A 25,929-nucleotide genomic window follows, 5' to 3' on the forward strand; every position below is an offset into this window, starting at 1 on the left:
TTTATAATATAAATAATATAATATAATTAAATATATTGTTAATAAAAATTTGTTTGGGTTTGGTTTTTTTTTTTAAAAAAACTTAAAAGGAGTAGGTTTTTTGTTTTGGGTGGTGGGGGGCCGGGGGGGCCCCCCCCGGGTGTAGAAATTTTTTGGCCCGCCCGCGCCGGCCACTACCCCGGCTGTTCGCCCGCATGCGAGGCTTGACCCATGCTGACCCTGCAACGCGGCCGCCACCACGCACTGCTCATCGCACCGCGCTGGCCCTCCACCCGCATCCAGCTGGAAGAAGAGGCACTGCAACGCCTGCTCGACGCGCAGGCATTGCTGCCCGCCGGGCTGGGCCTGCTCGTCACGCGCGGCTTCGAACCCAGCCACAGCTGGCTCGGCAGCTTCCGTCGTGGCGTGCGTTGGCTCGGCATCGCAGTGTTCCGCGCCTGCTATCCGCAGCGCCATGATGAAGTCGATGCCATCTTCGGCGCCAACGGCCACGACATCGATGGCCGTCATATCGATGTCTCAGTGGTGTTGCACGGCAAGCGGCTGCGGCTGCTGCCACTGGACGTGTTCACCCCCGCCGCGCTGGCAGCATCGTCGCACCGCCCGCCATGCCGAAGCGATCGCCCGGGTGAAGCGCAGCCTCCAGCACTGCGGTTTCGAGCTGCATCACAACCCCACCCAAGCCCTGCAGATCCACTGCGACTTTCGTCCGCGCTGACCTCGCAGTCGGCCACGCATGCCGCGCCTCGCGCCCATGGATGCAAATGATTCTCTTTTACTGTAAGGTGTAGCCGCTGCCCTTGCCGCCGCAGGCTGTTCCCTTTCCCAGTTGTCGCCCGCCCCGTGTCCACGCCTGTCAAACCGACGGATGTCGCGCAACTGTGCGCGGCCCACTACCGGCCGCTGCACGCCCATGTCCGCCGTAAACTCCCGCAACGCAGCGACGCCGATGATGTCGTCCAGGAGACCTGGCTGCGCGTCGTCAGAATCGCCGCCAGTGGCCTGCTGAGCAATGGCCGCGCCTACCTGTACCGCGTCGCCCACAACCTGAGCCGCGGCACCCACGCTGCTGTTGGCCGGTCGCTGGCATGTACTGCGCGGTACTGGCATGCCGGGCTACCTGCCAGCGGGCACACCAGCGCTGGTGATCGCGCTCGCTTCAGTCGGTGCATCCGTCGATGCGACCGACGCCGACCTGCTATGGGTGCTGGACGATGAGTGAGCGCGGCCAACACTGGCAGGCGATCGCCATCAGCATCGGGCTTCACCTGTTGCCCCTGCTGCTGTTGGTGCACTGGGTGGCCGCGCCGCCATTGCCGACGCCGCCGGAGAAGGACGTGCGCATCAGCCTGCGCCTGCTGGCACCGGCAACGCCGCCGCAGCCACTGGAAGAACGCCAGGCCGACACCCCCAGCCAGGCGCAGCAGGCCCGCGCATCCCGACCCACGAAGTCGCCCCCTCCACCGAAACCCACCGCCGCACGCGAGGGCGAGGTAGCCGCCAGCGAACGCGGTGGCGCTGGCCGGCAAGCCCTGCCGGTCGCCCCGCCTGCGGCCGCGACCAATGCAAGTCCCGCACCGGCATCGGTCACGGCCGCGCCGCCCGCTCCCGACGCCCCACCGGCGGACTTCCAGGCCGGCGCCGCCAGCGACCAGTGGGAAGCCCGCCTGATGGCGCGGCTGGAGCGCTATCGCTACTACCCTGCTGCGGCCCGCGCACGGCGCCAGCAGGGCACTGCCTGGGTCAGGGCCAGCATCAATCGCGAGGGACGCCTGCTGGCCCTGCGGTTGGAGCAGTCCAGTGGCCAACCGATGCTTGACGGCGCCGCACTGCAGACCTTCCGCCGCGCGCAGCCACTACCGCCCATTCCCGATGAACTGAAGGCACCACAGGAACTGGTGGTGCCGGTGGAGTACTACCTGCGCTAGGCGTTGTGGAACTGTGCTGCAGTCTGCAACCTCAACCCAGGTTCAGGTCAAACACATCCGGCGCAACAGAGCAGTCCGCCGTGTGCAACGATCGCGTGGCCGGGCCGATGCTCGGCCGCTCCACGCGAACGGCAGCCGAGCATGGGCTCGGCTCTACAGGGGAACAGAACCTGGCCGGGCGAGGCCCCGGCGCGAAAGAGGCAGGGCTACGTCCACGCCGGATCCGCAGTGAAATCGATGGTCAACCAGAACGTGCTGCCCCGCGCATCCAGCCGCACGGCGATCTCCTCGCGCATCGCATCGACCTCGCCCACCGAGCCCAATGGCGTACCGGGGTCTGCCAGCACATGGATCTCGATGAAGCGCATCCGCCCCATCTTCGCCACGTGGCTGGTGAAACCGGCATAGCCACGCTCGGACACGAACGCCTGCATCACCTGCTGCACGCGCCGGTCCAGGTCATCCGGCGCCACCTGCAGCACTTCGCGCATGGCCTTCCATGCACTGCGCGCCGGCACTGGCAGTACCGCCAGGCTGATCAACGCCAGCACGATCGAATCCAGGTACGGGACCCAGTGGTGCCACTTGCCGCCATGCAGGACCAGGGCCAGCACGAAGGCCAGCACCACCGCCAGGCTCATCAACCCACCCAGCAACCAGCCTCTTACATCCAGCCACAACAGCGCCGAGCGCAGGCGCCGCGCACGCTGCGCGACGAACGTCGCCATTGCCAGGTTGCTGGCACTCAGCAGCGCCGCCCACCACAGCGCGGGCCCGAATTTCACCTCATGCCCGCCCGTGGTCAAGCCAATGACCGCGTTGGCCAGCGCATACACGCAGGCCAGCGACAGGATCACGCCGCCGAGTGCCTCGACCATCGGCTCCAGGTGCCAATAGCCGTACTGGAAGCGCGGGCTCTGCTCCCGCGCCACCAGCCGCAGTACCGACAACGACACCAGGGTCAAGGCAACGTCGACCAGGCTGTACACGCCGTCGAACAGGATCGCCTGCGATCCCACCAGCAGGCCACCGATGAAGCCGACCGCGCTCACCGCGATGGTCACCCCGATGGAGAACTTCAGGATGCGTTGCTCGCGCGCGGTATCCATCGCTCGCCGAAGGGCCGACCGTCGCCGGTCAGGCCTTCAGCACCTCCACCTTGTACGAGGTCACATCGCCATCGTGCTCGATGATGAGCCCGTGCACATCCGACTCGAAGCCCGGGAAGCGCGCATTCTGTTCACGGGCAATACGCAGAGACTGGATGATCGGTTCGTCGCTGTCGCCGAATCGCTCGCCCGGCATGATGGTCGGAATGCCCGGCGGATACGGCACCAGCATGGTCGCCGCGACGCGACCACTGAGCTGCTCGATGTCGACCCGCTCGATCTCGCCCTTCACCAGGTGGTTGTAGGCATCGGCCGGGGTCATCACCGGCGTCGGCAGATCCACGTACATCTCGCGCATCACCTTGGCGACCTCGAATTCCTGGTTGAACGCGTGCAATGCATCGCACAGGTCACGCAGTCCCCAGCCAGCGTAGGCAATCGGATAGTCCGCCGCCAGCGTCGGCAATGCCTGGCTCAGCGGCGCGTTGCAGTCGTACAGCTCCTTGAAGGCCATCAGCTCGGTGACCAGCGTGCTCCACTTGCCCTTGGTGATGCCCATCGAGAACAGGAACAGTACCGAATACAGGTTGGTCTTCTCCACAGTGATGCCGCGGCCCCACAGGAACTTGCTCAGCACCGCCGCCGGAATGCCCAGCGTGCCCATGCTGCCGTCCATCGTCAGGCCTGGGGTCAGCAGGGTCACTTTGATCGGGTCGATCAGCACGTAGTCATCGACCAGATTCTCGAAGCCGTGCCAGTGCGCGTCCGGCTGCAGGTACCACTCCTCGCGCTTGGCCACCAGCGGCGCCGGCGTATCGCCCTTGTCCAGGCTGCGCTCGACCTTGGTCGGCTGCCACACACTGAACCACCAGTCGTCGCGCCCGAGGTCGTCACGCACGTGCAGCATCGCGCGGCGGAAGGCGATCGCCTCGTCATGCATTTCCTGCACCAGCGAACGGCCGGCCTCGCCCTCCATCATCTTCGAGGCCACGTCACAGGCCGCGATCACCCCATAATGCGGGCTGGTCGAGGTGTGCATCATGAACGACTCGTTGAAGCGCTCGGCATCCAGGTCGCGCTGCGCCGAGTTGCGTACGTGGATCATCGACGCCTGCGAGAACGCGGCCAGCAGCTTGTGGGTGGAGTGCGTGGTGAAGATGATCGCATCCTGCTCGCGCGGCTTGCCCTTGGCCATGCCGTAGTGGTTCTCATAGAACGGATGGAACGCGGCGTAGGCGTACCAGGCTTCGTCGAAGTGCAGGAAGTCGACCGCGCTGCCGATTTCGTCGGCGATCTTCTCGGCGTTGTAGCACAGGCCGTCGTAGGTCGAGTTGGTGACCACCGCAATGCGCGGCTTGGAACCGGCCTTGTAGGCCTGGCTGGCCAGCGGGTTGGCAGCAATGCGCTGCTGCAGCGACTCCGGCGTGAACTGATCCAGGCTGATCGGGCCGATGATGCCGTGTGCGTTGCGGCTTGGGGTGAAGTACACCGGCACCGCGCCGGTCATGATCAGCGCGTGCAGCAGCGACTTGTGGCAGTTGCGGTCGACGAACACCACGTCGCCGCGGGCCACCGTGCCATGCCAGACGATCTTGTTGGCGGTGGAGGTGCCATTGGTGACGAAGAAGGTATGGTCGGCACCGAAGTTGCGCGCCGCCTCTTCCTCGGCATCCTTGATCGGGCCGGTGTGATCCAGCAGTGAGCCCAGTTCCGGCACCGAGATCGACAGATCGCTGCGCAGGGTGTTCTCTCCGTAGAACTGGTGGAACGCACGGCCGACCGGCGACTTGGTGAATGCCACGCCGCCTGCATGGCCCGGCGTATGCCAGGAGTAGTTCGACTCTGCCGCATGATGGATCAGCGCCTTGAAGAACGGCGGCAAGAGATTCTTCATGTAGTCTTCGGCCGCGCGCATCACCTGCCGCGAGATGAAGCTCTTGGTGTCTTCAAACAGGAAGATGAAGCCGTGGATGTACTTGAGCAGCTTGCTCGGCACCTTTTCGATGGTGCGGCGCTCGCCGTACAGGAACACCGGCAGGTTGGCGCGGCGCGCACTCTGCTCGCGCAGGAAGGCGGTGAGGCGCTGGAACTCGCCATCCACCTCTTCGCTGCCATCGATCGAGATCAGCACCGCCGAGGCCGCCACGTAGGTACGGGCCCCGGCGCGCGCATCATCCAGGTTGAGCCCGCACAGCACCCGCTGGTCGTTGCTGCGCAGCTCTTCCACCAGGGCGCGGATCAGGATGCCGCCGATGCGCGGCGACTCGTAGTCGTTGTCGATGACAATGACCGGGTAGTCCAGGGACTTGAAGTACACGTTGATTCTCCTTGTCGAACTCAGGAACGCTGGGCGCGGGCGCTGATGGCCGATGCCTCGCGGGCGCGCTGCCGCTGCTGGCGGCGCTCCTCGCTGAAGAAGGGATAGAACACGGTGATGAACAGCACGAACAGGAAGGCGTACTGCACAATGGTTCCCGACGAGCCGTAGATTGCCCACAGGCAGTACACGACGGTCAGGCTGGTGAGGGTCCAGAACGCACCGGTATGGACCAGGGTGTGCGAACGCTCGACCACGAAGTAGCAGGCCACGCACGAGTAGATGTAGGGCAGCAGGGTCAGCACCACGGCCGCCGACGTGATCACGTCGAACTGGGCCGACGCGGTTTCCGAGGTAGAGGTCACCAGCACCGCCAGGGTCATCAGCACGGCCACGATCAGCACGCCCTTGACCGGCACGTCGTCCTTGTTGGTCTTGCTGAAGATGCTTGGGAACAGGCCATCATCCGAGGCCGCCTTGGCACTCTGCGCGGTCAGCAGGATCCAGCCACCCAGCGAGCCGGCGGCGCCGATGAAGGCGCACAGGCTGACCAGCGCGCCGCCCCAGCCGCCGACCGCCTTGGCCGCCGCCAGCGCGAACGGTGCGTCGGACACCTGTAGTTCCGAGTTCGGCACCATGCCCATGATCACAGAGGAGCTGGCGATGTAGGCGATGGCCGCCAGGAACACGCCGGCCAGGGTGGCGCGGGCCACGTTCTTCTCCGGGTTCTCGACCACGCCAGCCGTGACCGAAGCCGATTCGACACCGATGAAGGCCCACAGGGTCAGTGCCGCGGCACTGGAGATCGCGCCGAAGTTGGACTCACCGGACACGTTGTAGGCGCCCTTGAAGATGTCGGCATCGAAGAAGAACCAGCCGAAGATGGCGATGCCCAGGATCGGCACCAGCGCGAAACTGGTGGTGACCGTCTGCACACGGCTGACGAAGGCCGGGCCGATCACGTTGGCAAAGCTCAGCGCCCACACCAGGATCAGCACCGCGATGCAGCGCACCAGCGGCTCGGACAGGATCGGGAAGAAGTAGCTGAAGTAGCCCACCGCGGCGATCGGGATGGCAACGTTGCCGATCCAGTTGGCGAACCAGTAGATGGTATTGGTCTGGAAGCCCATGTAGGGCCCGAACCAGTCACGCGCATACGCGTACGGGCCGCCCGCCTTCGGCGCCAGCTTGCCCAGCTTGGCGAATACGAAGGCCAGCAACAGCGCACCGGCCGTGGTGATCAGCCAGCCCCAGATCGATGCGGTACCGATCTTGGCCAGGCTGGACGGCAACAGGAACACGCCTGAGCCCATCATGTTGCCGGCGACGAGGAAGGTGGCTCCGACCACCCCGATTTTCTTTGCTTCTGCCATGACAATCTCCGGTACTGGCATGAGCCCGGTGCGGCCGGGCGTGGGGACGGTTGCGCTGGCGTAACGCCGCTGGCGCTTACTTGATGAAGTTGTATTGCAGGCTGCCCTGCACCCGGACCGTGTCGCCGCGCGCGCCGCCCTGCTGTTCCAGGCGGCCGTACAGCAGCTCCATGCCCATCGTCCACGACGGCGCCGGGCTCCAGATCAGGTTGAACACGCCGTATCGGCTCTGCCGGAAGGCGTCGGCAGCGAGTGCCGCGTTCCGCTCCAGGGTCAGCTGGCCGAAGATCAGGTTCGAACGCCACAGCCCGGACCAGTAATGCGTGTAGCCGACGAAGCCGCCGTGCAGGTCCAGCGCGTCAAGACGGCCATCGGCACCGACCACCGCGTCCAGCCCGGAGCCGGTCAGGTCCGCGGTGTAGCGGCTGAGGCCGCGCCCGCCGAGCGCGCCGAACAGCAACAGATCGCGCTCGCCTACCGATGCCGAGCCACTGAACTGCAGGCCGCCGGCCATGCGCCGGTCACGCTCGCCGTCACCGTCATAGGCCAGGCTGCGCGCCACCGCGCCCAGCTGGAGATGGCCCCAGTCGCGCTCCATGCGTGCGGTCACGGTCACATCTGGCAGCCGGTTCACTGCGGCCCGTTCATCACTGGCACCGGCCAGTTCGGTCCTGGGGTCTTCGGCCGCCAGCGTCAGGGTGTTGCCCTTGCCCATCGCGAAGCTCTGGTGGATGCCGGCCACCAGCAGATAGCCGGCGCCGCCGGGACCGGCGAAGTCGAGCGTGTCGGGCAGGCTGTCCGGGTCCATGAAACTGGAGTAACCGTAGCCGGCATAGGTATTGCCAAGCTGGCCATACGCATGGCGCAGGCGGAACGCGTAGCCATCGCTGCTGCCGAAGAAATCATTCTCCAGGTAGAAGCGCAGGTTGCCGTGCGTGGTCGGGCGCCGCGCCTCGAAGCTGAAGCGGGTCTGCTTGGCGTGGATGTTGAAATTGGAAACATCGCGATGGCTGCCGCCCACCGGCATCGACGAAGGGATGAACTGATCCTCGTCACCGGCCGCACGCGAATCGGCAATCGCATCGAGCTTGGCATAGCCGCCAATGCGGATCACCGTGTCAGTACCTGGAATGGCAAAGAAGCCCTTCAGATCCGGGTCGGTCGGCCCAGCAGCGCTGTCGGGACGCGAGGCCGCCGTTGAGGGATCGGCCACCGATTCGCGCTGCGGCAGCACCGGTTGCGCCACACCCGGCACCTGGGTGGGATGCAGCAGGTTGGCACTGCTGCCAGGTGGTGTCACCGGCGCCGCTACCTGCGCAGCGGCCGCGACAGCGCCCTCGCGTTGTTCGAGCTGTTCCAGGCGCTTCTGCATGCCCTCCAGTGCCTGTCGCATGGCAGCGATTTCCTGGCGCAATGCGTGCGCATCCTCCTGGCCATTCTGCCGCGCATAGGCTGGCGTGACCGCCAGCGCGGTCAGGCAGGCCAGACTCAGTACCGCAAAGCGCATTGCATCCTCCCTGGACGAACATTCGTAGCGCACTGACGGCGCGCGCACAGGCGCAGCTCCGACATTGCGTTGCCGTTGCTGGAAATGCGGGTACTGCGTCGACGACACCGGCCAGCCTGCGCGTGGCAGGCAACAGGACGATGACACTGCCCCGCCCGTACCGATATCGACGCCCTCAGGGCCGCACTGCCGGAGAGGTGGCGACCGCAGCGGTCTGGGTAACAACCAGGGAGTGAGAACGTCGTGAATGGCTGTGCCGACTGCCCCGGTTCAGGGCGTGTCAGGCGCGGCATCCCTGGCGCGTTGACGCTGTATTCCATGCGTCACAGGCTAGTCCGCCTGTCGTTTTTGGCCTTGATTGGAATCAAGGCGCGATGCTTGATGTCAGTCACGATTCAGACGTGACGACGAACAGGAGGTGCGCAGCCTGCATCACCCGCACAGGTGACGAAACGCAACAGGCCCGCATGCTGCCATGCGGGCCTGTGGTGTCGCATCACGACATGGGTGCCGATCAGCGTGGGCCCAGCACCGTCTGCAGGTCAGCGCCCTGTGGCAGGCCGGCGCGACGCTGCACCTGGCCCTGTGCATCCTGGAACAGGATGCCCGGCGTGCCCTGGAAGCCCATTTCAATCATCAGCACCTGGTTGGCATCGAGCTTGCCGGCGATCTCGCGGCTGATGCTCGGCAGGGCCTTGATTCCACCACGGTCGAACTGGTGTTCGTTTTCCAGCAAGGCCGCACTCGGGTCACGCGCAGACAGGATGGCCGCAGCCTTGGCCGGGCTGTCCTCACGAATCACGCCGACCATGATGTGGCGCAACTGCACCTTGCCGGCGTCGACCCACGGACGCGCTGCTTCCCAGAACTTGTGGCAGTACGGGCAGTTGGCATCACTGAAGGTATAGACCACGCGCGGCGCATCGGCCTTGCCGTCACGCACCCAGGCACTGGCCTCCAGCTTGGTCCACATCCTGGCCGACATCGGTGCTGAAACCAGCTTCTCCACCGCCTCGGCGGCCACGTCGTTGCCCTCGGCATCGAACAGGCTGCCTACCAGCACATGCTTGCCGTCGGCGGTGACATAGGCTGCGGCCGGTTGCTGCCCACCCACCACGCCAGCGAATCCACGCAGGCCACCCGGTGCATCGAACTCGGCAACGACTTCAAAACCGTGCTTCTCGATGCCTTTCAGCACTGCGGGGCGCTCGCCCTTGGCCGCTGGGGCCTGAGCGCTCGCTGCCGGCGCTGCCGTTGCCTTGCCTGGCGGGGTCTGGGCCTGACTGCAGGCGGCCAATGCCAGCATGACCGGCAGCAACAGCACCGCCGAAGCGATGCGCAGGGAAGTCGACAACATGGGAACTCCGTAGTGAGATGCCCGCGCAGGCTACCGCAGCCGGCGCAGTTTGTGTTCAAGACCCGCCGCCGTCAGTTCGCCAAGGTGCAGTTCACGCAGGCGGCCTTCGGCGTCGAAGAACAGCGTCGACGGATAGGCCTGTACACCCAGCACGGTTGACGCCGAGGCGGTATCGTCCAGCAATACATTGCCCAGCCGGAGCTGTTCGGATGCGATGAAACCCTTCACTTCGTCCAGGGTTTCTCCCTGGTTGAGGAACACGAACTGCACGTCAGTGTGGGTCCGCTGTGCGGATACCAGTACCGGCATCTCGCGACGGCAGGGACCACACCAGCTGGCCCAGAGATTCAGCACCACCGGTTTGCCACGGAACTGCTGCAGGTCGATCCTGCGCCCCTGCAGATCGGCCACCTGGACCGCCGGCAGCGGCATCCGCTGCTCCTGCCATGTTGCCAGCAGGTGGCTGCCCGCCGCCCACAGCACCACGCCCACCAGGGCTCCCGCCAGCACCGGCGCACGCAACGCGCACCACAGCCGGAGCCGCCAGGTGCCCCACGCCAGGCCCGCAACCAGCACGACGGCAAGGTGATACCCACCGTCGGCGATCTGCAGGATGCTCCAGGGGGCCTCACGGTAGAGCGCGAAGTTCAAGGCCACGAAGCTGATGCGTCCACACAGCAGGCCGATCAGCAACATGTCCAGGACCAGGCTGGCCGCGGAAGGCACTGCCATCCCGTCCTTCGGCCGCGGCCACAGGTGGGCCACCGCCATGGCCATAAGCACGCACATCAGGATCAGCACCACCGGCATCGGCACCGGTCCAACACTCGACATCAACCCACCTGTCACATCATCTCGTTGCCTGCATGGTCAAAGCGTCGCGCCCAGGTTGCAAGTGCGACGCCCACCGCAGGCTTCAGGCCGCGCTGCGCGGCATCTGCATGCCAGGCGCCGGTTGCAGCCCGCGCAGGCTGCCCGCCACCGACGACAACAGCGGTCGTTCGCGCCGATTGTTGTTGACCTGCCGGCGATAATTGGCCGGCGTCATTCCGACAATGCGCAGGAACAGGCGGCGGAATGCGCTCTGGTCTGCATAGCCCACGCCCCAGGCCACTTCATCGATACCCGCCCCCTGCTGCAGCAATGTCTGCGCCTTGGCGATACGCAACCGCTGGCAATACTCGATCGGACGCAGGCCGGTGGCCTTCAGGAAGCGCCGCTGCAGAGTCCGCGGTTCCAGTCCGGAAACCTCGCAGATCGCTCCGAGCGTGGCCCCACGCGCAGCGGTGGTATGCAGCCAGCGTTGCGCCTTCAGTACGTCGCGATCGCCGTGGGCGAAGTTGGCACTGAAACGCTCCAGATCCTGCTGGATCGCCGCTGGCACCGTGATCCCCAGCTGCTGCGCCACGGAGCTCGCCACGCCCTGACCGTGCAGCCGGTACAGCAGGCGCAGGGCGAGGAAGCGCCAGGCCTGGGAACCGGCCACCGTCAGCAGGTCACCGTCGTCGACCAGCGCACGCTCACTGGGCACCCAGCTGGCCGACGGTCCCTGCAGGCCCGGATGACGCCCGAGGTCCGGCCCACTGACGGTGCGGCCGGCAAGCAGACCCGCGCGTGCCAGCATGCTGACACCATCGCTGGCAGCTGCCAGCAGACTGCCGCCATCGTAATGCGCGCGCAGCCAATCCAGCAGGACCTCATCGGCGCGCAGGCAGACGCCTTGACTGATCTGGCCAGGCACGGCGATCACGGCGGGAATGTCCGCCTCGAGCATCTCCGCGCCGGCAATGCGATGCACGCCGGTCTGGCTGGCTGGCACGACCCAGCGGGTCACCAGGACACGCTTGAACGGGCGACGCTGCTGCTGGGCAAGCCGGTTGGCGACGTGTGCCATTTCGGTCAGCACCGAGGCCGCCGACGGGTCCCCTCCCGGGTACTCGACCACCGCGACCTCTACGAATCCCTCGTTCCTGAATCCTTCCACAGAGCATCTCCTCGGTTCGTTGCAGGCCATCCAGCGGCCGGTTCAGGCGCAGGGTAGGAACTGCCACGACGGCGGGGCTATGAAGAAAGTTGCAAAGTGCGCTGAATGCGCCGTCAGCGACGGGAGCTTGACCCTGGATCTGACTCCAGGCTTCAGAATGACCGGCAGCATCCGCAGGAATCCGCCATGAACATTGGTCAACTGGCGCGCCAGGCCGGCGTACCGATCGATACCGTGCGCTACTACGAGCGCCAGCAGTTGCTGCCCACCGCGGCACGCTCGGCCGGGGGCTATCGCATCTTCGGTGAGCAGGACCTGCGCCGGCTGCGCTTCATCCGCCGCGCCAAGACGCTGGGCTTCAGCCTGGAACAAATCGCCGAACTGCTGGCACTCAGTGATGGCCATCCGCAGGACATGGGCAGCGTGCGCAACGCGGCGCAAGCCCGACTGCAGGACATCGCGCAGCGCATGGCTGAACTGCAACGCATGCACAGCGCGCTCTCGCAGCTGGTCGACGCCTGCCCCGGCCACGGCACCCTGGATCAGTGCCCAATCCTGGCGGCGCTGACCGACGGCGCCGACTGAGTACGTGTGATCGTCATTCCCTTCGCAACGCGCGTGAAGAAAAGTGCAACAAATGCTTGCCAACCCTCTGGGGCAAGGCTATTATTTCGCTCCTCAGCGACGTGGGGCCATAGCTCAGCTGGGAGAGCGCCTGCATGGCATGCAGGAGGTCAGCGGTTCGATCCCGCTTGGCTCCACCAATCTTTCGGCATTAGGCCGTCGAAAGGTCGCTAAAGAACATTGATGAGAATTGCGTCCCCATCGTCTAGAGGCCTAGGACATCACCCTTTCACGGTGGCGACCGGGGTTCGAATCCCCGTGGGGACGCCACTCATCACGAACAACGAGGACCCGGCCGATAACCGGGTCTTTTTGTTCACCGCCTACCGGCATTCAGGTTGTGGCGTTGCGGTTCCCCTGCCCTTGGTGGCAACGGTTGAACCGGGACGAAAAAGTTCAAAAAAAAACTTCCACAAACGTGAACACGCAGGTATGATAGGCGGCTCGGCAACACGGGGCCATAGCTCAGCTGGGAGAGCGCCTGCATGGCATGCAGGAGGTCAGCGGTTCGATCCCGCTTGGCTCCACCACTTTCGACATTAGGCCGTCGAAAGTTCTACAACTTGAAGTTTTTCGTGCGTCCCCATCGTCTAGAGGCCTAGGACATCACCCTTTCACGGTGGCGACCGGGGTTCGAATCCCCGTGGGGACGCCAGTTTCAAAACGGACTCTGCTCCCGGCAGATATCCGGAGTTTCATGGGGCCATAGCTCAGCTGGGAGAGCGCCTGCATGGCATGCAGGAGGTCAGCGGTTCGATCCCGCTTGGCTCCACCACTTCGACATTAGGCCGTCGAAGGATCTACAACTTGAAGTTTTCGTGCGTCCCCATCGTCTAGAGGCCTAGGACATCACCCTTTCACGGTGGCGACCGGGGTTCGAATCCCCGTGGGGACGCCAATTCTTGAAAACCCCGGCTTCGGCCGGGGTTTTTCTTTTCCCGCGATCTGCCATCAAACCGCCCTGCCCGTGGATGGCTTCACCCCGCCCACGGCTCAGAACCGCCGATACATCCCGATCGATGCCGGGGCAGTCGGTTCGAAACCAAACTGCGCATACAACCGATGCGCCTCGCCATCGGCCAGCAGGCTGACGTACGCCGACGGCGGCAGGTTGGCTTGCATCCAGCCGTCCAGCCGCCGCATCACCTCCTTGCCCAGGCCCTGCCCCTGCAATCGCGGCAGCACCGCGATATCACAGACCTGCAGGTGGCAGCCGCCATCGCCGACGATACGGCCCATCGCCACCAGTTCAGCGCCCTGGTAGGCACATACGCCGAACAGCGTATTGGGCAGCGCGCGGGCGGCTGCTTCGCGGGACTTGGCGCTGAGGCCTGCGAGCACGCGCAACTGGCAGTAGTCCTCGACCGTGGGTACGGCTTCGCGGAACTGGCAGGTGATGGAATCATTCATGCGGCATCTCCGGATGGGTCGGGCTATCCTGCCGCATCCACGTCGCAGCCGCTGCGACCCAGGCCCACAGAGTCCCATGTGCTATTCCGCCCTGATCCGCGCTGACTACGCCAAACTGGTACGCGAGTTCGGCGCCATCCTGTCGCTGGAGGACTTCGCCGAACTGTACGCACACGATCCGGGCAAGAAACGGCCGAAGACCCCGAAGGCGATGGATGACGGATTCGCCGGTGCGCGTACCGAACAGGGGCGGGACATCGTGGCGAAGATCCAGCAATGGCATGCGCAGGAGCAACAGGCCCTGGAGGCCGAACTGGCCCGGCAATGCGAACGACGCGATATTGCCCATGCCACGCTGGCCACCCGGCCCACGCAGAAAGCGCGCAACGACCTGCGCGTGGCCGGCAACCGCATCGAGCGCGCACAGGCCCGGCTGGAAGACCTGCATCGGGTGCAGCTGCTGCCGCGTGACAACCGCATTTTCCCCGGCACCTACGCACCGGTGATGGTCAGCGAGAACGGCCAGCGCGTGATCAAGCCGATGCGCTACCAGTGCCGGCTGCCGGACAAGCCGGCGCGCAACGACGTACTTTACCCCGGCACCTACAATGCGCGGCGCGACAGCCTGGAAGGTTACTGGCGGGGTGCGTTCGGACTGCGCCATGGCGTGGTGGTGGTACAGGCGTTCTACGAGCACGTGCCCCGCCACGCCATCGCCGGCCGCACCCTCGGTGCCGACGAAAAGGAACAGGACGTGGTGCTCGAATTCCGTCCCGATCCGCCCCGCGACCTGCTGCTGGCCTGCCTCTGGGCAGAATGGGAAGGACCGGAAGGCCGCCTGCTTTCGTTTGCCACGATCACCGACGCACCGCCCAGCGACGTCGCCGCTGCCGGGCATGACCGCGGGGTAGTGCCGATCCGCAAGGAACACCTCGACGCCTGGCTCAACCCCGAACCGGATGACCTGGCGCGCCAGTACCGCATCCTCGATGACCGCGAGGAGATCCGTTACGTGTACGAGGAAGCGGGCTGAGCGCCGGACGCAATGGAAAAACCCCGCCTGGGCGGGGTTCCTGGATCAGGGGTTGCCGCCGAACTTCGCAGACGCGAGCATTCGGCCGTCGGCAGTATCCCCCTGCCGGTCCGTGACGGACGGCTCAGGCCTTGACGCTGGAGCGACCCACCGCTCGCGCCAGCGCGCGTGACAGATCAGCCGACAGGTACGGCTTGACCAGCAGCAGGCCGGCCAACATCGGCGCCGGCAGCTGCTCGGCCAGCATCCCGGTGGCCAGCACGAACGGAATGCCACGCGCTGAAAGCGCTGCAGCCACCGGCTCACTGGTCTCGTTGCGGGCCAGGCGGTAGTCCAGCAGGGCCACGTCAGGAGTGCTCTGCTCCAGCAGCCGCAGGGCCTCGGACACACTCGCTGCGAGGCCAACCACGACCGCACCGGCATGCACCAGCTGCATCTGCAGCAGGGCCGCGCTCATTTCGTCGTTCTCGACCACCAGCACCCTCAGGTCCTGCAACACTGTCATCGGCTACCGCTCCTGGAGGCAATTGCACGCTGGGAGTATAGCTATCAAGGGGCCAATGCCGACAGGAACCGCCCTCATAGGCCCTCCTACTATGCATCGCCTGCCGACCTCGGTTACACTCGTACGCTGCCTGCCGGTGTGGCGGAATGGTATACGCAGCTGACTCAAAATCAGCCGGGGGTGACCCCATGAAGGTTCGAGTCCTTTCACCGGCACCACAGCATCAAAGGCCAGGTCCATGATCTGGCCTTTTGCTTTTCCCGGGCCAGAGCGCCGACACTGGCGAAGATGCCCCAGCATGCCCTGCCCGCGCGATTGCCCCTCCTGCGGGCGTCCGACGCCGTCGCCCGGTCCCACTACTTCTCGCTGCCGGGCGTGATCGAGCACACCAGCTGGGGCCACGTATCCGAACGGGCGATGGCGCTGCAGATCGCCCGCCATCTGCCTGACGCATCCGATCAGCGCTGGGCGCTGGGGACGCCAACAACCTGCAGGCGGTCGCCGCGATCCTCGACGGCTGCCCGCAACGCAGTGATGACCTGCTGGCCCGCGACGGCGGCGAGGAATTCATCGCCACCCTGCGAGCGCCTGCGCGCCGCCGTGGAAACCGCCGCCCTGCCCGCCGCTGAGGCCCATGTGACCATCAGCATCGGCGTAGCCTGGCAGGCCGCGCATGAGCAGGCCGAGCCACGAGGCCGGGGAACAGCACTCCGACCGCCGGGCCTAGACCGCGCGCAGCACCGCCGCGCCATGCAGGTGCCCCGCGCCACCCTGCACGCGGAAGCTGGCCACGGTCTGCAGAAGCTGCGCTGACTGCTCCTCCATGCTGCGCGCCGCGGCCGAGGCTTCCTCGACCAGCGCAGCGTTCTGCTGGGTGCCCTGGTCGATCAGATCGACAGCGTGGTTCATCTGCTGGATGTCGTCGCTCTGCTGCTGTGCGGCCGTGCTGATCTCGGACATCAGGTCACTGACCCGGCGCACGTTGAGCACGATCTCATCCATGGTGCGGCCGGCGCTCTCAACCTGCGCGGTGCCGGCGCCGACATTGGCCACCGACGCATCGATCAGCTGCTTGATCTCCTTGGCGGCACTGGCCGAGCGCTGCGACAGTTCGCGGATCTCGGTGGCGACCACGGCGAAGCCACGCCCGTGTTCGCCCGCACGCGCGGCTTCCACCGCGGCGTTCAAGGCAAGGATGTTGGTCTGGAAAGCGATGCCGTCGATCACGCCGATGATGTCGACGATGCGCCGCGAGGATGCGTTGATCACCGCCATGGTCTCGACCACTTCGTGCACCACGTTGCCGCCACGCGCAGCGACATCGGCAGCCCCACCGGCCAGCTGACTGGCCTGCCGTGCGTTGCTCGCGGTGCGCTGCACGGTCTCGGCCAGGCCCTTCATCGACATGGCGGTCTCCTCCAGCGACGCTGCCTGCTGCTCGGTGCGCTGCGACAGATCGCTGTTGCCCTGCGCGATCTCGGTGGCACCGACGGCGATGGTGTCGGCGGCAAACTTGATCTGGCCGATGATCGCAGCCATCGCCTCGACCAGCGAATTCACGCCTTCGCACAGCTCGGCGATCGGCCCGTGCTTGTCGGCGGTGGCCACGCGCCGGGTCAGGTCGCCCTCCTTGGCGGCCGCCACCACTTCACGGGTCTGCGCCACGGCGCGCTGCATGGCCTGGTTCTCATGCACCTGCGCGGTGATGTCGGTGGCGTACTTGACGACCTTGAACGGCTTTCCATTGAGATCCAGGATCGGGTTGTAGGACGCCTGGATCCAGACCTCGCGCCCGCCCTTGCCGAGGCGCCGGTACTGGCCGGCATCGTATTCGCCACGGCCCAGCTTCTCCCAGAACTGCCGATACTCGGCACTGCCACGATACTCGGGCTCGACGAACAGCGAGTGGTGCTGGCCACGCACGTCGTCCAGGCTGTAGCCGGTGGCTGCCAGGAAGTTCTCGTTGGCCGAAAGGATGCGGCCGTCCATGCCGAACTCGATCACCGCCTGCGACTTGTCGATCGCCGCCAGCTGCCCGGCCGAGTCGGCCGCCTGCAGCTTCTGCGCGGTGATGTCGGTGGCGAACTTGACCACCTTGTAAGGCCGCCCCTGCCGGTCCAGCACCGGGTTGTACGAGGCCTGGATCCAGATCTCGCGCTGGCCCTTGCCGAAGCGCCGGTACTGGCCAGCGTCATATTCGCCACGCCCCAGCCGCGCCCAGAAGTCGCGGTACTCGGCGCTGCGCGCCTGCTCGGGATCGACGAACAGGGAATGATGCTTTCCCTGGATCTCCTCCAGCCGGTAGCCCATCGCCTGCAGGAAGTTGTCATTGGCCTGCAGGATGGTGCCATCGAGGGCGAACTCGATGACCGCCTGGACCCGGTGCAGCGCCGCGACCTGGGCTTCCAGCTCGGCACGGCCGTCGGACACGGCCTCGGCGCCGGTGCGGTGCTGGGGTGCCAGCGCGTCCAGCAGGGCACGCCACGGCGACCAACGGGTATGCAGCTCAGCCGGCGCCTGTGCGCCCGCCGTGAAGCCTGGAATGAGCATTGTCTGATCCTCGGTGTCCGGTAAGCGGTTGCGACCCGACGGGCGGGATGCCCGGCGGCAACTTCAGGTGCCAGGGACTACAGGTGCCAACCGGCACCTCTCGAGCGACTGCCACGAACGTCTGCTGCGGGTGCGATCGGCATCTGGGAGCGGCGGAACACACAGCGCGGGCCGCCCATCGGGGACGGCCTGGGGTCCTGCGGCGGGTGACTGGAGCGGGATCCAGAGGGAATATCGGCGAGGCGATCGGTGGCTTTAGCCGGATTACGCGACGTCCGTCGCAACTTCAGATGCAGCTGCAGGGACGCGGTAGACAATCGCGATGTACTTCACATTCTGCTCACGCTCGGTGGGGACACCGGGTGTCATCACGGAACATGTCGCGCGTTGCCGTCGTCACTGGGCAGAGCCTTGCCGGGCACGATGCAGTTCAGGCCCAAAAGGTTTGCATGACCAACGGGCGATTCCGTGGCAGGTGAAAACGGCCAGCATGCAGCGAACTGCAGGACGCGCACTGACACGGAGATCGCATGTTCCCACGCTTGGCCAGCCTCCTGATCCTGGGCCTGTGCAGTACCGGCGCCCTCGCTGCCGATGCCACCTATCGGCCCGCCTTCCATCCGGACCAGCTGAAGGGGCCGCCTGTCGGGCGACCGAACGAGGTGCTGGTACTGGGCACCGCCCACCTGTCCGGCCTGCCCAAGTCGTTCCAGCCCGCCTTGCTTGAACCGTTGCTGCAGCGACTGGTCGCCTGGAAGCCCGAACTGATCGCCACCGAAGACCTGTCCGGCCTCCAGTGCGATTCCATGCGTCGCTACCCGGAACGCTATGCGCAGAGCGTGGCCACCTACTGCTTCGACACCACCGCTGCGCAGGCTGCCACGGGCCTGGACGTGCCCGCAGCGAACGCCCAGGCCGAGCGCCTGCTTGCGACCTGGCCGGACGAGCCGACGCCCACCCAGCGTCGTCGGCTCGCAGCATTGTTCCTGGCAGCGGGCGAACGCGGCTCGGCGCAGGTGCAGTGGCTGCGCCTGCCTGCGTCCGAGCGCAAAGCCGGCGATGGGCTGACGCCGGCCCTGGTCGAGATCCTCGGCAAAGGCCTGGTCCGCCGCAATGAAACCAGCCTGATCGCCGCCGTCGTTGCTGCCCGCCTCGGGCATGAACGGCTGTGGGCCGTGGACGACCACACGGCCGATTCTCCCACACCGGCCGAGGATGAAGCGGCGGCCAGTGCAGCCATCACCGGTGCCTGGAACAATACACACTTGCGGGCGCGACGGGAGGCCGATGAACGCCTCGTGGCCAATCTGGACAAGCCCGGCGGCGTCATGGCGCTGTATCGGGATTACAACAGCCCCGCGGCAGCGATGGCAGCGTACCAGAGCGACTTCGGCGCGACGCTCGTCGAGCCGTCCTCCAAGGCGTTCGGCCGGATGTATGTCGGTTACTGGGAAACCCGCAACCTGCGCATGGTCGCCAACGTCCGCGACGTGCTGGGCCTGCACCCTGGCAGCCGAATGCTGGCCATCGTCGGTGCCTCGCACAAGGGCTACTACGAGGCCTACCTCAATCAGATGCACGACGTGCAGCTGGTCAGTACGGACACGGTATTGCGTTGACCAGGATAGGTGCACGCGATGCGCTGGCACTATCCTGCAAGGCCCGTCTGCAGGTGCCGACATGCTGAAAGTGATCGCCGAGGATTTCATCCATCCCGATGCGGTGGACACCGTGCTTCCCCTGTACCGCGAGCTGGTCGCATGCACGCGGCGAGAGCCGCTCTGCCTCGGCTATGAACTGTTCGTCGACCAGAAGGACCCCGGGCATTTCGTCTTCATCGAGCAATGGCCGGACCGCGACGCTCTGGATATCCATTGCGCCAGCGAGCACTTCCAGCGTCTGGTGCCTCAGATCAACGCGTTCCAGCGCGCACCGTGCCGGGTCCTGCTGATGGACGCGGCACGGGTGTAGTGCCGGAAGCGAGACGCCCGCCGTCGCCGCGGCCATGCCGCCACAGCAACACGCAGGCCGCAACCGTGCAGGCCAGGCTCAGGACCAGCAGCGCGACCGCGCCTTGCTGCAATACGGGCAACAACGCCTGCGCGTACGGGTCGCCGCGCAGCTGTTCGGCGCGCAGGCAGGTGGCCAGCGCCAGGCACCAGCCGACCAGCGCCGGGATGAACATGCGTACCGCAACCGGGTTCCAGGCATTCATGGGTTCACCTGCTTCAGGGGAGATGCGCACAGTATTCGCGCGCGTCCTCTCACAGACTGAGATCAGTCCTGGGCGGCATCGGCATCGTCGCCTGGAAGCTCCGACAGCTCGCCCTGCACCTGCACGTTGTTGCGCCCCAGCGCCTTGGCCCGGTAGCACTGTGCATCGGCAGCGGCCACTGCCTGGTCCACGCTCATGCCCCCCGCCAGGGGCGCGATGCCGATGCTGGCACCGACCCGCAGCCGATGCTGATCCCACGGGATGGACAGCGCTGACAGGGTCTGCAGGAGTTCACCGCCGATCCGTGCGGCACGACGCGGCGTACACCCGGACAGGATCACCGCGAACTCGTCGCCGCCCAGCCGCGCCACCACGTCCGAATCACGCACACCATGTCGCAGCACACTGGCCACCGCCCACAGCACGGCATCGCCGGCCAGGTGGCCCCAGGTGTCGTTGACCGGCTTGAAGCGGTCCAGATCGATGTACATCAGCGAGGCGGCCTGCCCGGTGCGCTCGACGCGGGTGATCGCCTGCTGCAGGTGCACCTCGAAACCGCGGCGGTTGCTCAGTTCGGTGAGTGGATCGATCTCGGCCAGGTGGCGGGCTTCGCGCTGCCGCGCCCGCTGCTGGGTGTCGTCGCGCAGCACCCACACCGCGCCGCGCACATGGCCTTCGTCATCGCGCAGCCAGGCCCGCGTCAGGTCCACCGGCACCGTTGCCGTGCCCAGGCGCAGCAGCAGGTCGGCGTGCAGGTCCACCGCGTTGCTCTCCGGGTCCAGCAGTACCGACACATCCAGTACCGAGCCGGGCGCGTACTCGGTGGTCAGCGCCAGCACGTCCTGCACCTTGTGCCCGGCCAGCGACAGCGCGCCATCACCGGCCAGGGTGCGTACCGCGGCCGCGTTGGCATAGTCGATGCGGCCGTCAAGGTTGACGCTGAGCACCAGGTCGGCCACCGCATCCAGGGTGATGCGGCTGCGCTGTTCGCTCTCGAACAGGCGTTGCTCACTGCTGCGCTGGGCGGTGATGTCCTGGATCTGCGACACGAAGTGCAGCGGCTGGCCATGCTCGCTGCGCACCAGCGACACCGACAGCCGCGCCCAGATGATGCGGCCGTCGCGGTCGAGATAGCGCTTTTCAAGGTGGTAATGGCTGCGCCGTCCGGCCAGCAGGTCCTGCACCAGGGCCAGGTCGGTCTGCAGGTCATCGGGATGGGTCAGGCGCTGGAAGTCGACCTGCAGCAGCTCTTCGCGCGGGTAACCCAGGATCCGGCACAGCGCATCATTGACGTCCAGCCAACGCCCCTCCAGCGACACCAGCGCCATGCCCAACGCCGCCGACGTGAATGCACCGGCGAACTTCTCCGCCGACAGCCGCGCCTCGGCCCGTGCCTGCAGAATTTCGGTGATGTCGATGGCCATGCCGACGTAGCCGATGCGTGCGCCATCGGCACCTTCCATGCGGCTGATCGACAGGCGCACCTGGCGTGGCAGGCCCTCCTTGCGCAGCAACGTCCACTGCCGCGAGTAGGTCTGCCCGTCAGCGCGGGCACTGAGCGCTTCGAACACGTCGGGAAGGTTGCCCTCGGCATCGGCCAGCGGCTCCAGCCAGGCATTCAGTTCCTCCGGATCGTGGAACGCATCGAGCCGGCGCTGGCCGACCACCTCCGCTGCGCTGTAGCCCAGCAGGCGCTCCGCACCCGTGTTGAACAGGGTGATGGTGCCATCGGTATCGGTGGCGATCACCGCTACCTCATCGGACGCATCGACCACGGCCTGCAGGCGTTGGCGGGTTTCGGCCGCGTCCTGTCTCGCCTGCTGCAGCTCGGTGACGTCGGCATGGGCACCGGCCATCCACAGCGGCTTGCCCTGCCCGTCCCATTCAAAGACGCGGCCACGGTCCTGGATCCAGATCCACTGGCCGTTCCTGTGGCGCATGCGCAGCAGGCAGGCGTAGTTGTCGCTGCGCCCTTGGAAATGGTCGTCCAGCGCAGCATCGGACAACGCAATGTCATCGGGATGGACCAGCCTCAGGAACGTCTTCTGGCAGATGGGTTCCAGCTCTTCCAGGCGGTAACCGACGATCTCGGCCCAGCGCGCATTGACCCGCATCTCGCCGGTCTGCACGTTCCATTCCCAGGTTCCCGCGGCGGTACCGTCGATGATCATCGCCAGGCGGCGACGCTCTTCCGCCAGCTCCTGCAGGCGGCGCACCAGCAGTCCATTGCCGTGGATGCCCTGGCCCGGCATCAATCCGGTCTCCTGCCGGCACGGGCAGGCGCCGACCGCAGCGCAGCGCTGCGACCGCCGGTACGAGCAACGGGTGGTGCTGGCGTCATGGCCCTCCCCAGCAACAGCGGGGTGGCCGGACGCCTCCCCTCAAGCGCAAGTGTGCGCAATCACGGGGAAAATCGACAAGTCCCCCGCCATGAATCAAGTGTGACGGGGAACGCGGTCCTCAACTGCGCTTGGCGCGCGCGAAGGCCTCGGCCAGGGCGTTGTTGGCCGGGGGCGCGGACGCGGCGGGACGGCCACCATTGCCTTGACCCCGGTTCAGCCCGCGGTTCTGGCCGCCTGCATCGCGGCGCGGACCCTGCCCATGGCCGCGCTCATCACGCTGTCCCGGGCGGCTGGTGGCTTGCCCGGGGGTATCGTCCAGGCGCCGGGTCAGGGCGATGCGCTTGCGCGCCACGTCCACCTCCAGCACCTTCACCTTGACGATATCGCCGGCCTTGACCACGTCGCGCGGGTCCTTCACGAACGTATCGGAAAGTGCCGAGATGTGGATCAGGCCATCCTGGTGCACACCGATATCGACGAAGGCACCGAAGGCCGCCACGTTGCTGACCACACCCTCGAGCACCATGCCCTCGCGCAGGTCCTTGATGTCCTCGACGCCCTCGGCGAATCGTGCCGCCTTGAACTCGGGGCGTGGGTCTCGGCCCGGCTTCTCCAGTTCCTTGAGGATGTCACGCACGGTCGGCACGCCGAAGGTGGCATCGGTGAACTGCTCGGCCTTCAGGCCGCGCAGGAAGCTGCCATCACCGATCAGCGCCTTGATCGGGCGCGCGGTGCTGGCAACGATGCGCTCGACCACCGGGTAGGCTTCCGGGTGTACCGCCGAAGCATCCAGCGGTTCATCACCGTCGGCAATGCGCAGGAAGCCCGCGCACTGTTCAAAGGTCTTCTCGCCCAGGCGCGCGACCTTCAGCAGGTCCTTGCGGCGCTTGAACGGGCCGTTCGCATCACGGTGGCGCACGATGTTCTCGGCCACCGTGGCCGACAGGCCGGACACCCGCGACAACAGTGCAGCCGAAGCGGTGTTCACGTACACGCCCACCGCGTTCACGCAGTCCTCCACGCGGGCATCCAGCGCGCGCGCCAGGCGGTACTGATCCACATCGTGCTGGTACTGGCCGACACCGATCGCCTTGGGTTCGATCTTCACCAGTTCGGCCAGCGGGTCCTGCAGGCGGCGGGCGATCGACACCGCCCCACGTAGCGACACGTCCAGCTCCGGGAACTCCCTGGCCGCGAACTCGGACGCCGAGTACACCGACGCCCCGGCCTCGCTGACCACTACCTTCTGCAGCTTCGGGTTGGCAGCGGCCTTGATCGCTTCACCGGCCAGCTTGTCGGTTTCGCGGCTGGCAGTGCCGTTGCCGATCGCGATCAGTTCCACGTTGTGCTTGGCGCACAGCTGCTTGATCGTCTGCAGCGACTGCTCCCACTGGCGACGCGGCTCGTGCGGGTAGATGGTGTCGGTGGCGACCAGCTTGCCGGTGGCATCGACCACGGCGATCTTGCAGCCGGTGCGGATGCCCGGGTCCATTCCGAGCACGGTCTTCGGGCCGGCGGGTGCCGCCAGCAACAGGTCCTTCAGGTTGTCGCCGAACACCGCGATGGCTTCGGCTTCGGCCTTTTCGCGGGCCTGGTTGAACAGGTCCAGCAGCAGATGGGTGTGCAGCTTGGCACGCCAGGTCAGCCGGCACGCATCCAGCAGCCAGCGGTCGGCGGCACGGCCCTGGTCGGCGATGCCGGCCTTGCGCGCCACGCGTCCTTCGGCGTACTGATGGCCAGCCTCGGCATCGCTGCCCGGGTCCAGTTCCAGGAACAGGATCTCCTCGCGGCGCGCACGGAACAGTGCCAGCAAGCGATGCGACGGAATCTTCGCCAGCGCCTCGGCATGCTCGAAGTAGTCGCGGTACTTGGCGCCCTCGGTTTCCTTGCCCTCGGCGACGCGGGCACGGATCACGCCGGTCTCGCCCAGCCAGGTGCGCAGTTCACCGACCAGCGCGGCGTCTTCGCCCCAGCGCTCCATCAGGATCGCGCGCGCGCCTTCCAACGCGGACTTGGCGTCGGCCACGCCCTTGTCGGCGTCGACGAAGGTGGCCGCGAACGTCTGCGGGTCCTGCGTCGGGTCGGCCAGCAGGCCATCGGCCAACGGCTCCAGGCCGGCCTCGCGGGCGATCTGCGCACGGGTGCGGCGCTTGGGCTTGTACGGCAGGTACAGGTCTTCCAGCCGGCTCTTGGTATCGGCGGCCAGGATGTCATTGCGCAGCTCGTCACTGAGCTTGCCCTGCTCGCCGATGCTGGCCAGCACCGCCGCGCGACGGTCCTCCAGCTCGCGCAGGTAGGTCAGCCGGGTTTCCAGGTTGCGCAGCTGGGTGTCGTCCAGGCCACCGGTCACTTCCTTGCGGTAGCGCGCGATGAACGGAACGCTGGCGCCTTCGTCGAGCAGGCCGACGGCCGCGCGTACCTGGGCGGACTGGGCACCGATTTCGTCGGCGATGGTCTGGGCGATCTGCTGGGCGAGCGCGCTCTGGGCGTTCTTGGCGTCGTGCATTGCTTCAGGTCTGTGCCGCGTTTCGGGAAGCCCCCATTCTGGCAATCCGCGACGGAGCCGGACAAGGCATTGACAGGGGGCGAGGTTCAGCGGCGAAGCCGGATTGGACGCCGGCATCCTGGCAAAGAGCGGGCTCGGACTGGCCCGGGGCTGGGATGCCGGCGCGGGCGCGCGATGGTGGGCGCGCCCTGCCGCGTGCTGCGACGGTCAGCGGTAGTGGCGGGCGGCGCGCTGCATGACGATGTCGTCACGCATGCCTTCCAGGGCCATCAGGCGGACCTTGCCGACACCCTGCAGTTCCATGAACCGCTCCGTGTAGAACTCCGGCCCCAGCGCGGTGTCGGCGCGGGATTTGCTGAAGCCGTAGGGCACCACGCCCTTCTCGCCATCCTTGCTACCACCGACATAAAGAACGATTGCCATGTGATGTCTTCCTCCAAATTGCTACTGCGTACTGCGTTCGATGAGCGATGCTGCGAGCTCATCGAGGGAGAGCTTACCGCGTCGAACCTGACTGGAACGTCACGAAGGCTAATGACGATCGGTTGCATGCAGATGACTGCGGGATCGCAGCAGAATGCTTACGGATCTTTAACTTCCGGCTAACGAATCGGTGGGGGATCTCCGCCAACGGCGCAGCCCCTTGTGGCTTGGTCGCGAAATGCGCTTCATGTGATCGGGTCGGTCGAGGTGGATTCGCAGGACACGCCGTAAAACCCGTCCTTGGGGGCTTGGCCGCGGCATCCATGCCGCGGACACCCCGCCCTACCCACCCTCCCGGCCGCTGACAGATTCCTGGTGCCTGCCGCCACCCACGGAGAAGAAAAAAGAAGATCAAAAGCAAAAGCAGCTTGGCCGGCTGCTTTTTGTAGAGCCGAGCCCACGCTCGGCTGCTTCCTGGCCCTGTCGCGAAGCCGAGCGCAGGCTCGGCTCTACACGAGCAAGCGCAGCGCGCGACCCGCTTCTGCTGTTCTTTTTCTTTTCCGTGGGTGGTGCAGGCCACAGCCATCTGTCAGAGGGCGGTCGGGTTGGGTTCGCGGGGGTGTCCGCGGCATGGATGCCGCGGCCAAGCCCCCATGGTGAAGTGACCCCCGGGAGTTGGACATCAGATCCAACCCCGAGGGATACATGAACAGATACGACGCGCGTTTCAAACTGCAGGTCGCCAA

At 66.1% G+C, this 25,929-nt stretch carries 21 protein-coding genes, 7 tRNA genes and 2 pseudogenes; 16 read left to right on the forward strand and 14 right to left on the reverse strand.

Going from position 1 to position 25,929, the window contains the following annotated elements; all coding sequences use genetic code 11:
• Positions 1 to 210: 210 nt before the first annotated feature.
• The 4 genes and pseudogenes from WDC87_RS19065 to WDC87_RS19080 all read left to right on the forward strand — a co-directional run bounded on the left by WDC87_RS19065 (position 211) and on the right by WDC87_RS19080 (position 1,928).
• Positions 211 to 768: a hypothetical protein gene (locus WDC87_RS19065; protein ID WP_252744503.1), complete on the forward strand. Its 558-nt coding sequence runs from the start codon at positions 211 to 213 to the stop codon at positions 766 to 768.
• A 75-nt stretch (positions 769 to 843) separates the two neighbouring features.
• Positions 844 to 1,050, forward strand: a pseudogene (locus WDC87_RS19070) (sigma factor); the annotation flags it as partial.
• A 22-nt stretch (positions 1,051 to 1,072) separates the two neighbouring features.
• A complete protein-coding gene (locus WDC87_RS19075) occupies positions 1,073 to 1,222 on the forward strand; it encodes a hypothetical protein (RefSeq protein ID WP_164093399.1) in 150 nt (49 codons plus the stop codon).
• The gene (locus WDC87_RS19080) at positions 1,215 to 1,928 is read left to right on the forward strand and encodes an energy transducer TonB (protein WP_252744504.1); all 714 of its coding nucleotides are present in this window, start codon (positions 1,215 to 1,217) and stop codon (positions 1,926 to 1,928) included. Before WDC87_RS19075 ends, WDC87_RS19080 begins: the two co-directional genes overlap by 8 nt.
• 206 nt (positions 1,929 to 2,134) lie before the next feature.
• Here the strand turns inward: WDC87_RS19080 and WDC87_RS19085 are convergent, their stop codons facing one another.
• The 7 genes from WDC87_RS19085 to WDC87_RS19115 all read right to left on the reverse strand — a co-directional run bounded on the left by WDC87_RS19085 (position 2,135) and on the right by WDC87_RS19115 (position 11,575).
• The gene (locus WDC87_RS19085; RefSeq protein WP_252744505.1) at positions 2,135 to 3,037 is read right to left on the reverse strand and encodes a cation diffusion facilitator family transporter; all 903 of its coding nucleotides are present in this window, start codon (positions 3,035 to 3,037) and stop codon (positions 2,135 to 2,137) included.
• Positions 3,038 to 3,065: 28 nt separating this feature from the next.
• A complete protein-coding gene (locus WDC87_RS19090; protein WP_111201501.1) occupies positions 3,066 to 5,354 on the reverse strand; it encodes an Orn/Lys/Arg decarboxylase N-terminal domain-containing protein in 2,289 nt (762 codons plus the stop codon).
• Positions 5,355 to 5,374: 20 nt separating this feature from the next.
• Positions 5,375 to 6,727 (reverse strand): arginine/agmatine antiporter, encoded by a 1,353-nt coding sequence (gene adiC / locus WDC87_RS19095; protein WP_061479076.1) that lies wholly within the window; start codon positions 6,725 to 6,727, stop codon positions 5,375 to 5,377.
• 76 nt (positions 6,728 to 6,803) lie between these two features.
• Positions 6,804 to 8,234, reverse strand: coding sequence for a DcaP family trimeric outer membrane transporter (locus tag WDC87_RS19100; protein WP_252744506.1), 1,431 nt, complete (start codon positions 8,232 to 8,234; stop codon positions 6,804 to 6,806).
• A gap of 514 nt (positions 8,235 to 8,748) precedes the next feature.
• Positions 8,749 to 9,591: a thiol:disulfide interchange protein DsbG gene (gene dsbG / locus WDC87_RS19105; protein WP_088496182.1), complete on the reverse strand. Its 843-nt coding sequence runs from the start codon at positions 9,589 to 9,591 to the stop codon at positions 8,749 to 8,751.
• A gap of 30 nt (positions 9,592 to 9,621) precedes the next feature.
• Positions 9,622 to 10,425 carry a TlpA disulfide reductase family protein gene (locus tag WDC87_RS19110; protein ID WP_252744507.1) on the reverse strand — a complete coding sequence of 268 codons (804 nt, stop codon included), beginning with the start codon at positions 10,423 to 10,425 and terminating at the stop codon, positions 9,622 to 9,624.
• Positions 10,426 to 10,507: 82 nt separating this feature from the next.
• Complete coding sequence (locus tag WDC87_RS19115; protein ID WP_061479072.1) at positions 10,508 to 11,575, reverse strand: helix-turn-helix domain-containing protein; 1,068 nt, start codon at positions 11,573 to 11,575, stop codon at positions 10,508 to 10,510.
• A 186-nt stretch (positions 11,576 to 11,761) separates the two neighbouring features.
• Here WDC87_RS19115 and WDC87_RS19120 point away from each other — a divergent pair, with 186 nt between their 5' ends.
• The 7 genes from WDC87_RS19120 (at position 11,762) to WDC87_RS19150 (ending at position 13,097) form a co-directional block, all read left to right on the forward strand.
• A complete protein-coding gene (locus WDC87_RS19120) occupies positions 11,762 to 12,160 on the forward strand; it encodes a heavy metal-responsive transcriptional regulator (RefSeq protein ID WP_088496180.1) in 399 nt (132 codons plus the stop codon).
• Positions 12,161 to 12,263: 103 nt separating this feature from the next.
• Positions 12,264 to 12,339, forward strand: a tRNA-Ala gene (locus WDC87_RS19125).
• A gap of 54 nt (positions 12,340 to 12,393) precedes the next feature.
• Positions 12,394 to 12,469 (forward strand) — tRNA-Glu (locus tag WDC87_RS19130).
• 184 nt (positions 12,470 to 12,653) lie between these two features.
• Positions 12,654 to 12,729: transfer RNA gene (locus tag WDC87_RS19135), tRNA-Ala, on the forward strand.
• 49 nt (positions 12,730 to 12,778) lie between these two features.
• Positions 12,779 to 12,854, forward strand: a tRNA-Glu gene (locus WDC87_RS19140).
• A 44-nt stretch (positions 12,855 to 12,898) separates the two neighbouring features.
• A tRNA-Ala gene (locus WDC87_RS19145) sits at positions 12,899 to 12,974 on the forward strand.
• Between the two features lie 47 nt (positions 12,975 to 13,021).
• A tRNA-Glu gene (locus WDC87_RS19150) sits at positions 13,022 to 13,097 on the forward strand.
• 95 nt (positions 13,098 to 13,192) lie between these two features.
• Here WDC87_RS19150 and WDC87_RS19155 read toward each other — a convergent pair.
• Positions 13,193 to 13,609, reverse strand: a complete 417-nt coding sequence (locus WDC87_RS19155; protein ID WP_072167443.1) for a GNAT family N-acetyltransferase — start codon at positions 13,607 to 13,609, stop codon at positions 13,193 to 13,195.
• A 76-nt stretch (positions 13,610 to 13,685) separates the two neighbouring features.
• Here WDC87_RS19155 and WDC87_RS19160 point away from each other — a divergent pair, with 76 nt between their 5' ends.
• Positions 13,686 to 14,642, forward strand: coding sequence for an SOS response-associated peptidase family protein (locus WDC87_RS19160; RefSeq protein ID WP_111201504.1), 957 nt, complete (start codon positions 13,686 to 13,688; stop codon positions 14,640 to 14,642).
• A 124-nt stretch (positions 14,643 to 14,766) separates the two neighbouring features.
• Here the strand turns inward: WDC87_RS19160 and WDC87_RS19165 are convergent, their stop codons facing one another.
• Positions 14,767 to 15,147 (reverse strand): response regulator, encoded by a 381-nt coding sequence (locus tag WDC87_RS19165; RefSeq protein WP_061479069.1) that lies wholly within the window; start codon positions 15,145 to 15,147, stop codon positions 14,767 to 14,769.
• A gap of 132 nt (positions 15,148 to 15,279) precedes the next feature.
• Between WDC87_RS19165 and WDC87_RS19170 the strand changes: the two genes are divergently transcribed.
• Positions 15,280 to 15,365, forward strand: a tRNA-Leu gene (locus WDC87_RS19170).
• 270 nt (positions 15,366 to 15,635) lie between these two features.
• Positions 15,636 to 15,843, forward strand: a pseudogene (locus tag WDC87_RS19175) (GGDEF domain-containing protein); the annotation flags it as partial.
• A 27-nt stretch (positions 15,844 to 15,870) separates the two neighbouring features.
• Here WDC87_RS19175 and WDC87_RS19180 read toward each other — a convergent pair.
• On the reverse strand, positions 15,871 to 17,697 hold the full coding sequence (locus WDC87_RS19180; protein WP_188240866.1) for a methyl-accepting chemotaxis protein: 1,827 nt from the start codon (positions 17,695 to 17,697) through the stop codon (positions 15,871 to 15,873).
• 530 nt (positions 17,698 to 18,227) lie between these two features.
• Here WDC87_RS19180 and WDC87_RS19185 point away from each other — a divergent pair.
• Together WDC87_RS19185 and WDC87_RS19190 are read left to right on the forward strand one after the other, a co-directional pair.
• Positions 18,228 to 19,316 carry a DUF5694 domain-containing protein gene (locus tag WDC87_RS19185; protein WP_252744508.1) on the forward strand — a complete coding sequence of 363 codons (1,089 nt, stop codon included), beginning with the start codon at positions 18,228 to 18,230 and terminating at the stop codon, positions 19,314 to 19,316.
• A 61-nt stretch (positions 19,317 to 19,377) separates the two neighbouring features.
• Positions 19,378 to 19,668, forward strand: a complete 291-nt coding sequence (locus WDC87_RS19190) for a putative quinol monooxygenase (RefSeq protein WP_061479066.1) — start codon at positions 19,378 to 19,380, stop codon at positions 19,666 to 19,668.
• Here WDC87_RS19190 and WDC87_RS19195 read toward each other — a convergent pair.
• The 4 genes from WDC87_RS19195 to WDC87_RS19210 form a co-directional block, all read right to left on the reverse strand.
• Entirely contained in the window at positions 19,610 to 19,912 is a 303-nt protein-coding gene (locus tag WDC87_RS19195; protein WP_072167439.1) for a hypothetical protein, read from the reverse strand. The genes WDC87_RS19190 and WDC87_RS19195 overlap by 59 nt on opposite strands.
• Positions 19,913 to 19,974: 62 nt before the next feature.
• The gene (locus WDC87_RS19200) at positions 19,975 to 22,164 is read right to left on the reverse strand and encodes a PAS domain S-box protein (protein ID WP_252744509.1); all 2,190 of its coding nucleotides are present in this window, start codon (positions 22,162 to 22,164) and stop codon (positions 19,975 to 19,977) included.
• A 208-nt stretch (positions 22,165 to 22,372) separates the two neighbouring features.
• Positions 22,373 to 24,760 carry a Tex family protein gene (locus tag WDC87_RS19205; protein WP_252744510.1) on the reverse strand — a complete coding sequence of 796 codons (2,388 nt, stop codon included), beginning with the start codon at positions 24,758 to 24,760 and terminating at the stop codon, positions 22,373 to 22,375.
• Positions 24,761 to 24,967: 207 nt separating this feature from the next.
• Entirely contained in the window at positions 24,968 to 25,183 is a 216-nt protein-coding gene (locus tag WDC87_RS19210; RefSeq protein ID WP_005417149.1) for a hypothetical protein, read from the reverse strand.
• Positions 25,184 to 25,929: the final 746 nt, after the last annotated feature.

This window comes from Stenotrophomonas maltophilia group sp. Smal12 (assembly GCF_037079935.1).
Lineage (GTDB): Bacteria > Pseudomonadota > Gammaproteobacteria > Xanthomonadales > Xanthomonadaceae > Stenotrophomonas > Stenotrophomonas sepilia.

Bases quoted from the DNA above. Each gene is read 5' to 3' on its own strand.
- WDC87_RS19065 (WP_252744503.1), top strand. From the start codon at position 211: ATGCTGACCCTGCAACGCGGCCGCCACCACGCACTGCTCATCGCACCG.
- WDC87_RS19080 (WP_252744504.1), top strand. From the start codon at position 1,215: ATGAGTGAGCGCGGCCAACACTGGCAGGCGATCGCCATCAGCATCGGG.
- WDC87_RS19085 (WP_252744505.1), bottom strand. From the start codon at position 3,037: ATGGATACCGCGCGCGAGCAACGCATCCTGAAGTTCTCCATCGGGGTG.
- adiC (WP_061479076.1), bottom strand. From the start codon at position 6,727: ATGGCAGAAGCAAAGAAAATCGGGGTGGTCGGAGCCACCTTCCTCGTC.
- WDC87_RS19100 (WP_252744506.1), bottom strand. From the start codon at position 8,234: ATGCGCTTTGCGGTACTGAGTCTGGCCTGCCTGACCGCGCTGGCGGTC.
- dsbG (WP_088496182.1), bottom strand. From the start codon at position 9,591: ATGTTGTCGACTTCCCTGCGCATCGCTTCGGCGGTGCTGTTGCTGCCG.
- WDC87_RS19110 (WP_252744507.1), bottom strand. From the start codon at position 10,425: ATGTCGAGTGTTGGACCGGTGCCGATGCCGGTGGTGCTGATCCTGATG.
- WDC87_RS19120 (WP_088496180.1), top strand. From the start codon at position 11,762: ATGAACATTGGTCAACTGGCGCGCCAGGCCGGCGTACCGATCGATACC.
- WDC87_RS19155 (WP_072167443.1), bottom strand. From the start codon at position 13,609: ATGAATGATTCCATCACCTGCCAGTTCCGCGAAGCCGTACCCACGGTC.
- WDC87_RS19160 (WP_111201504.1), top strand. From the start codon at position 13,686: ATGTGCTATTCCGCCCTGATCCGCGCTGACTACGCCAAACTGGTACGC.
- WDC87_RS19165 (WP_061479069.1), bottom strand. From the start codon at position 15,147: ATGACAGTGTTGCAGGACCTGAGGGTGCTGGTGGTCGAGAACGACGAA.
- WDC87_RS19180 (WP_188240866.1), bottom strand. From the start codon at position 17,697: ATGCTCATTCCAGGCTTCACGGCGGGCGCACAGGCGCCGGCTGAGCTG.
- WDC87_RS19185 (WP_252744508.1), top strand. From the start codon at position 18,228: ATGTTCCCACGCTTGGCCAGCCTCCTGATCCTGGGCCTGTGCAGTACC.
- WDC87_RS19190 (WP_061479066.1), top strand. From the start codon at position 19,378: ATGCTGAAAGTGATCGCCGAGGATTTCATCCATCCCGATGCGGTGGAC.
- WDC87_RS19195 (WP_072167439.1), bottom strand. From the start codon at position 19,912: ATGAATGCCTGGAACCCGGTTGCGGTACGCATGTTCATCCCGGCGCTG.
- WDC87_RS19200 (WP_252744509.1), bottom strand. From the start codon at position 22,164: ATGCCGGGCCAGGGCATCCACGGCAATGGACTGCTGGTGCGCCGCCTG.
- WDC87_RS19205 (WP_252744510.1), bottom strand. From the start codon at position 24,760: ATGCACGACGCCAAGAACGCCCAGAGCGCGCTCGCCCAGCAGATCGCC.
- WDC87_RS19210 (WP_005417149.1), bottom strand. From the start codon at position 25,183: ATGGCAATCGTTCTTTATGTCGGTGGTAGCAAGGATGGCGAGAAGGGC.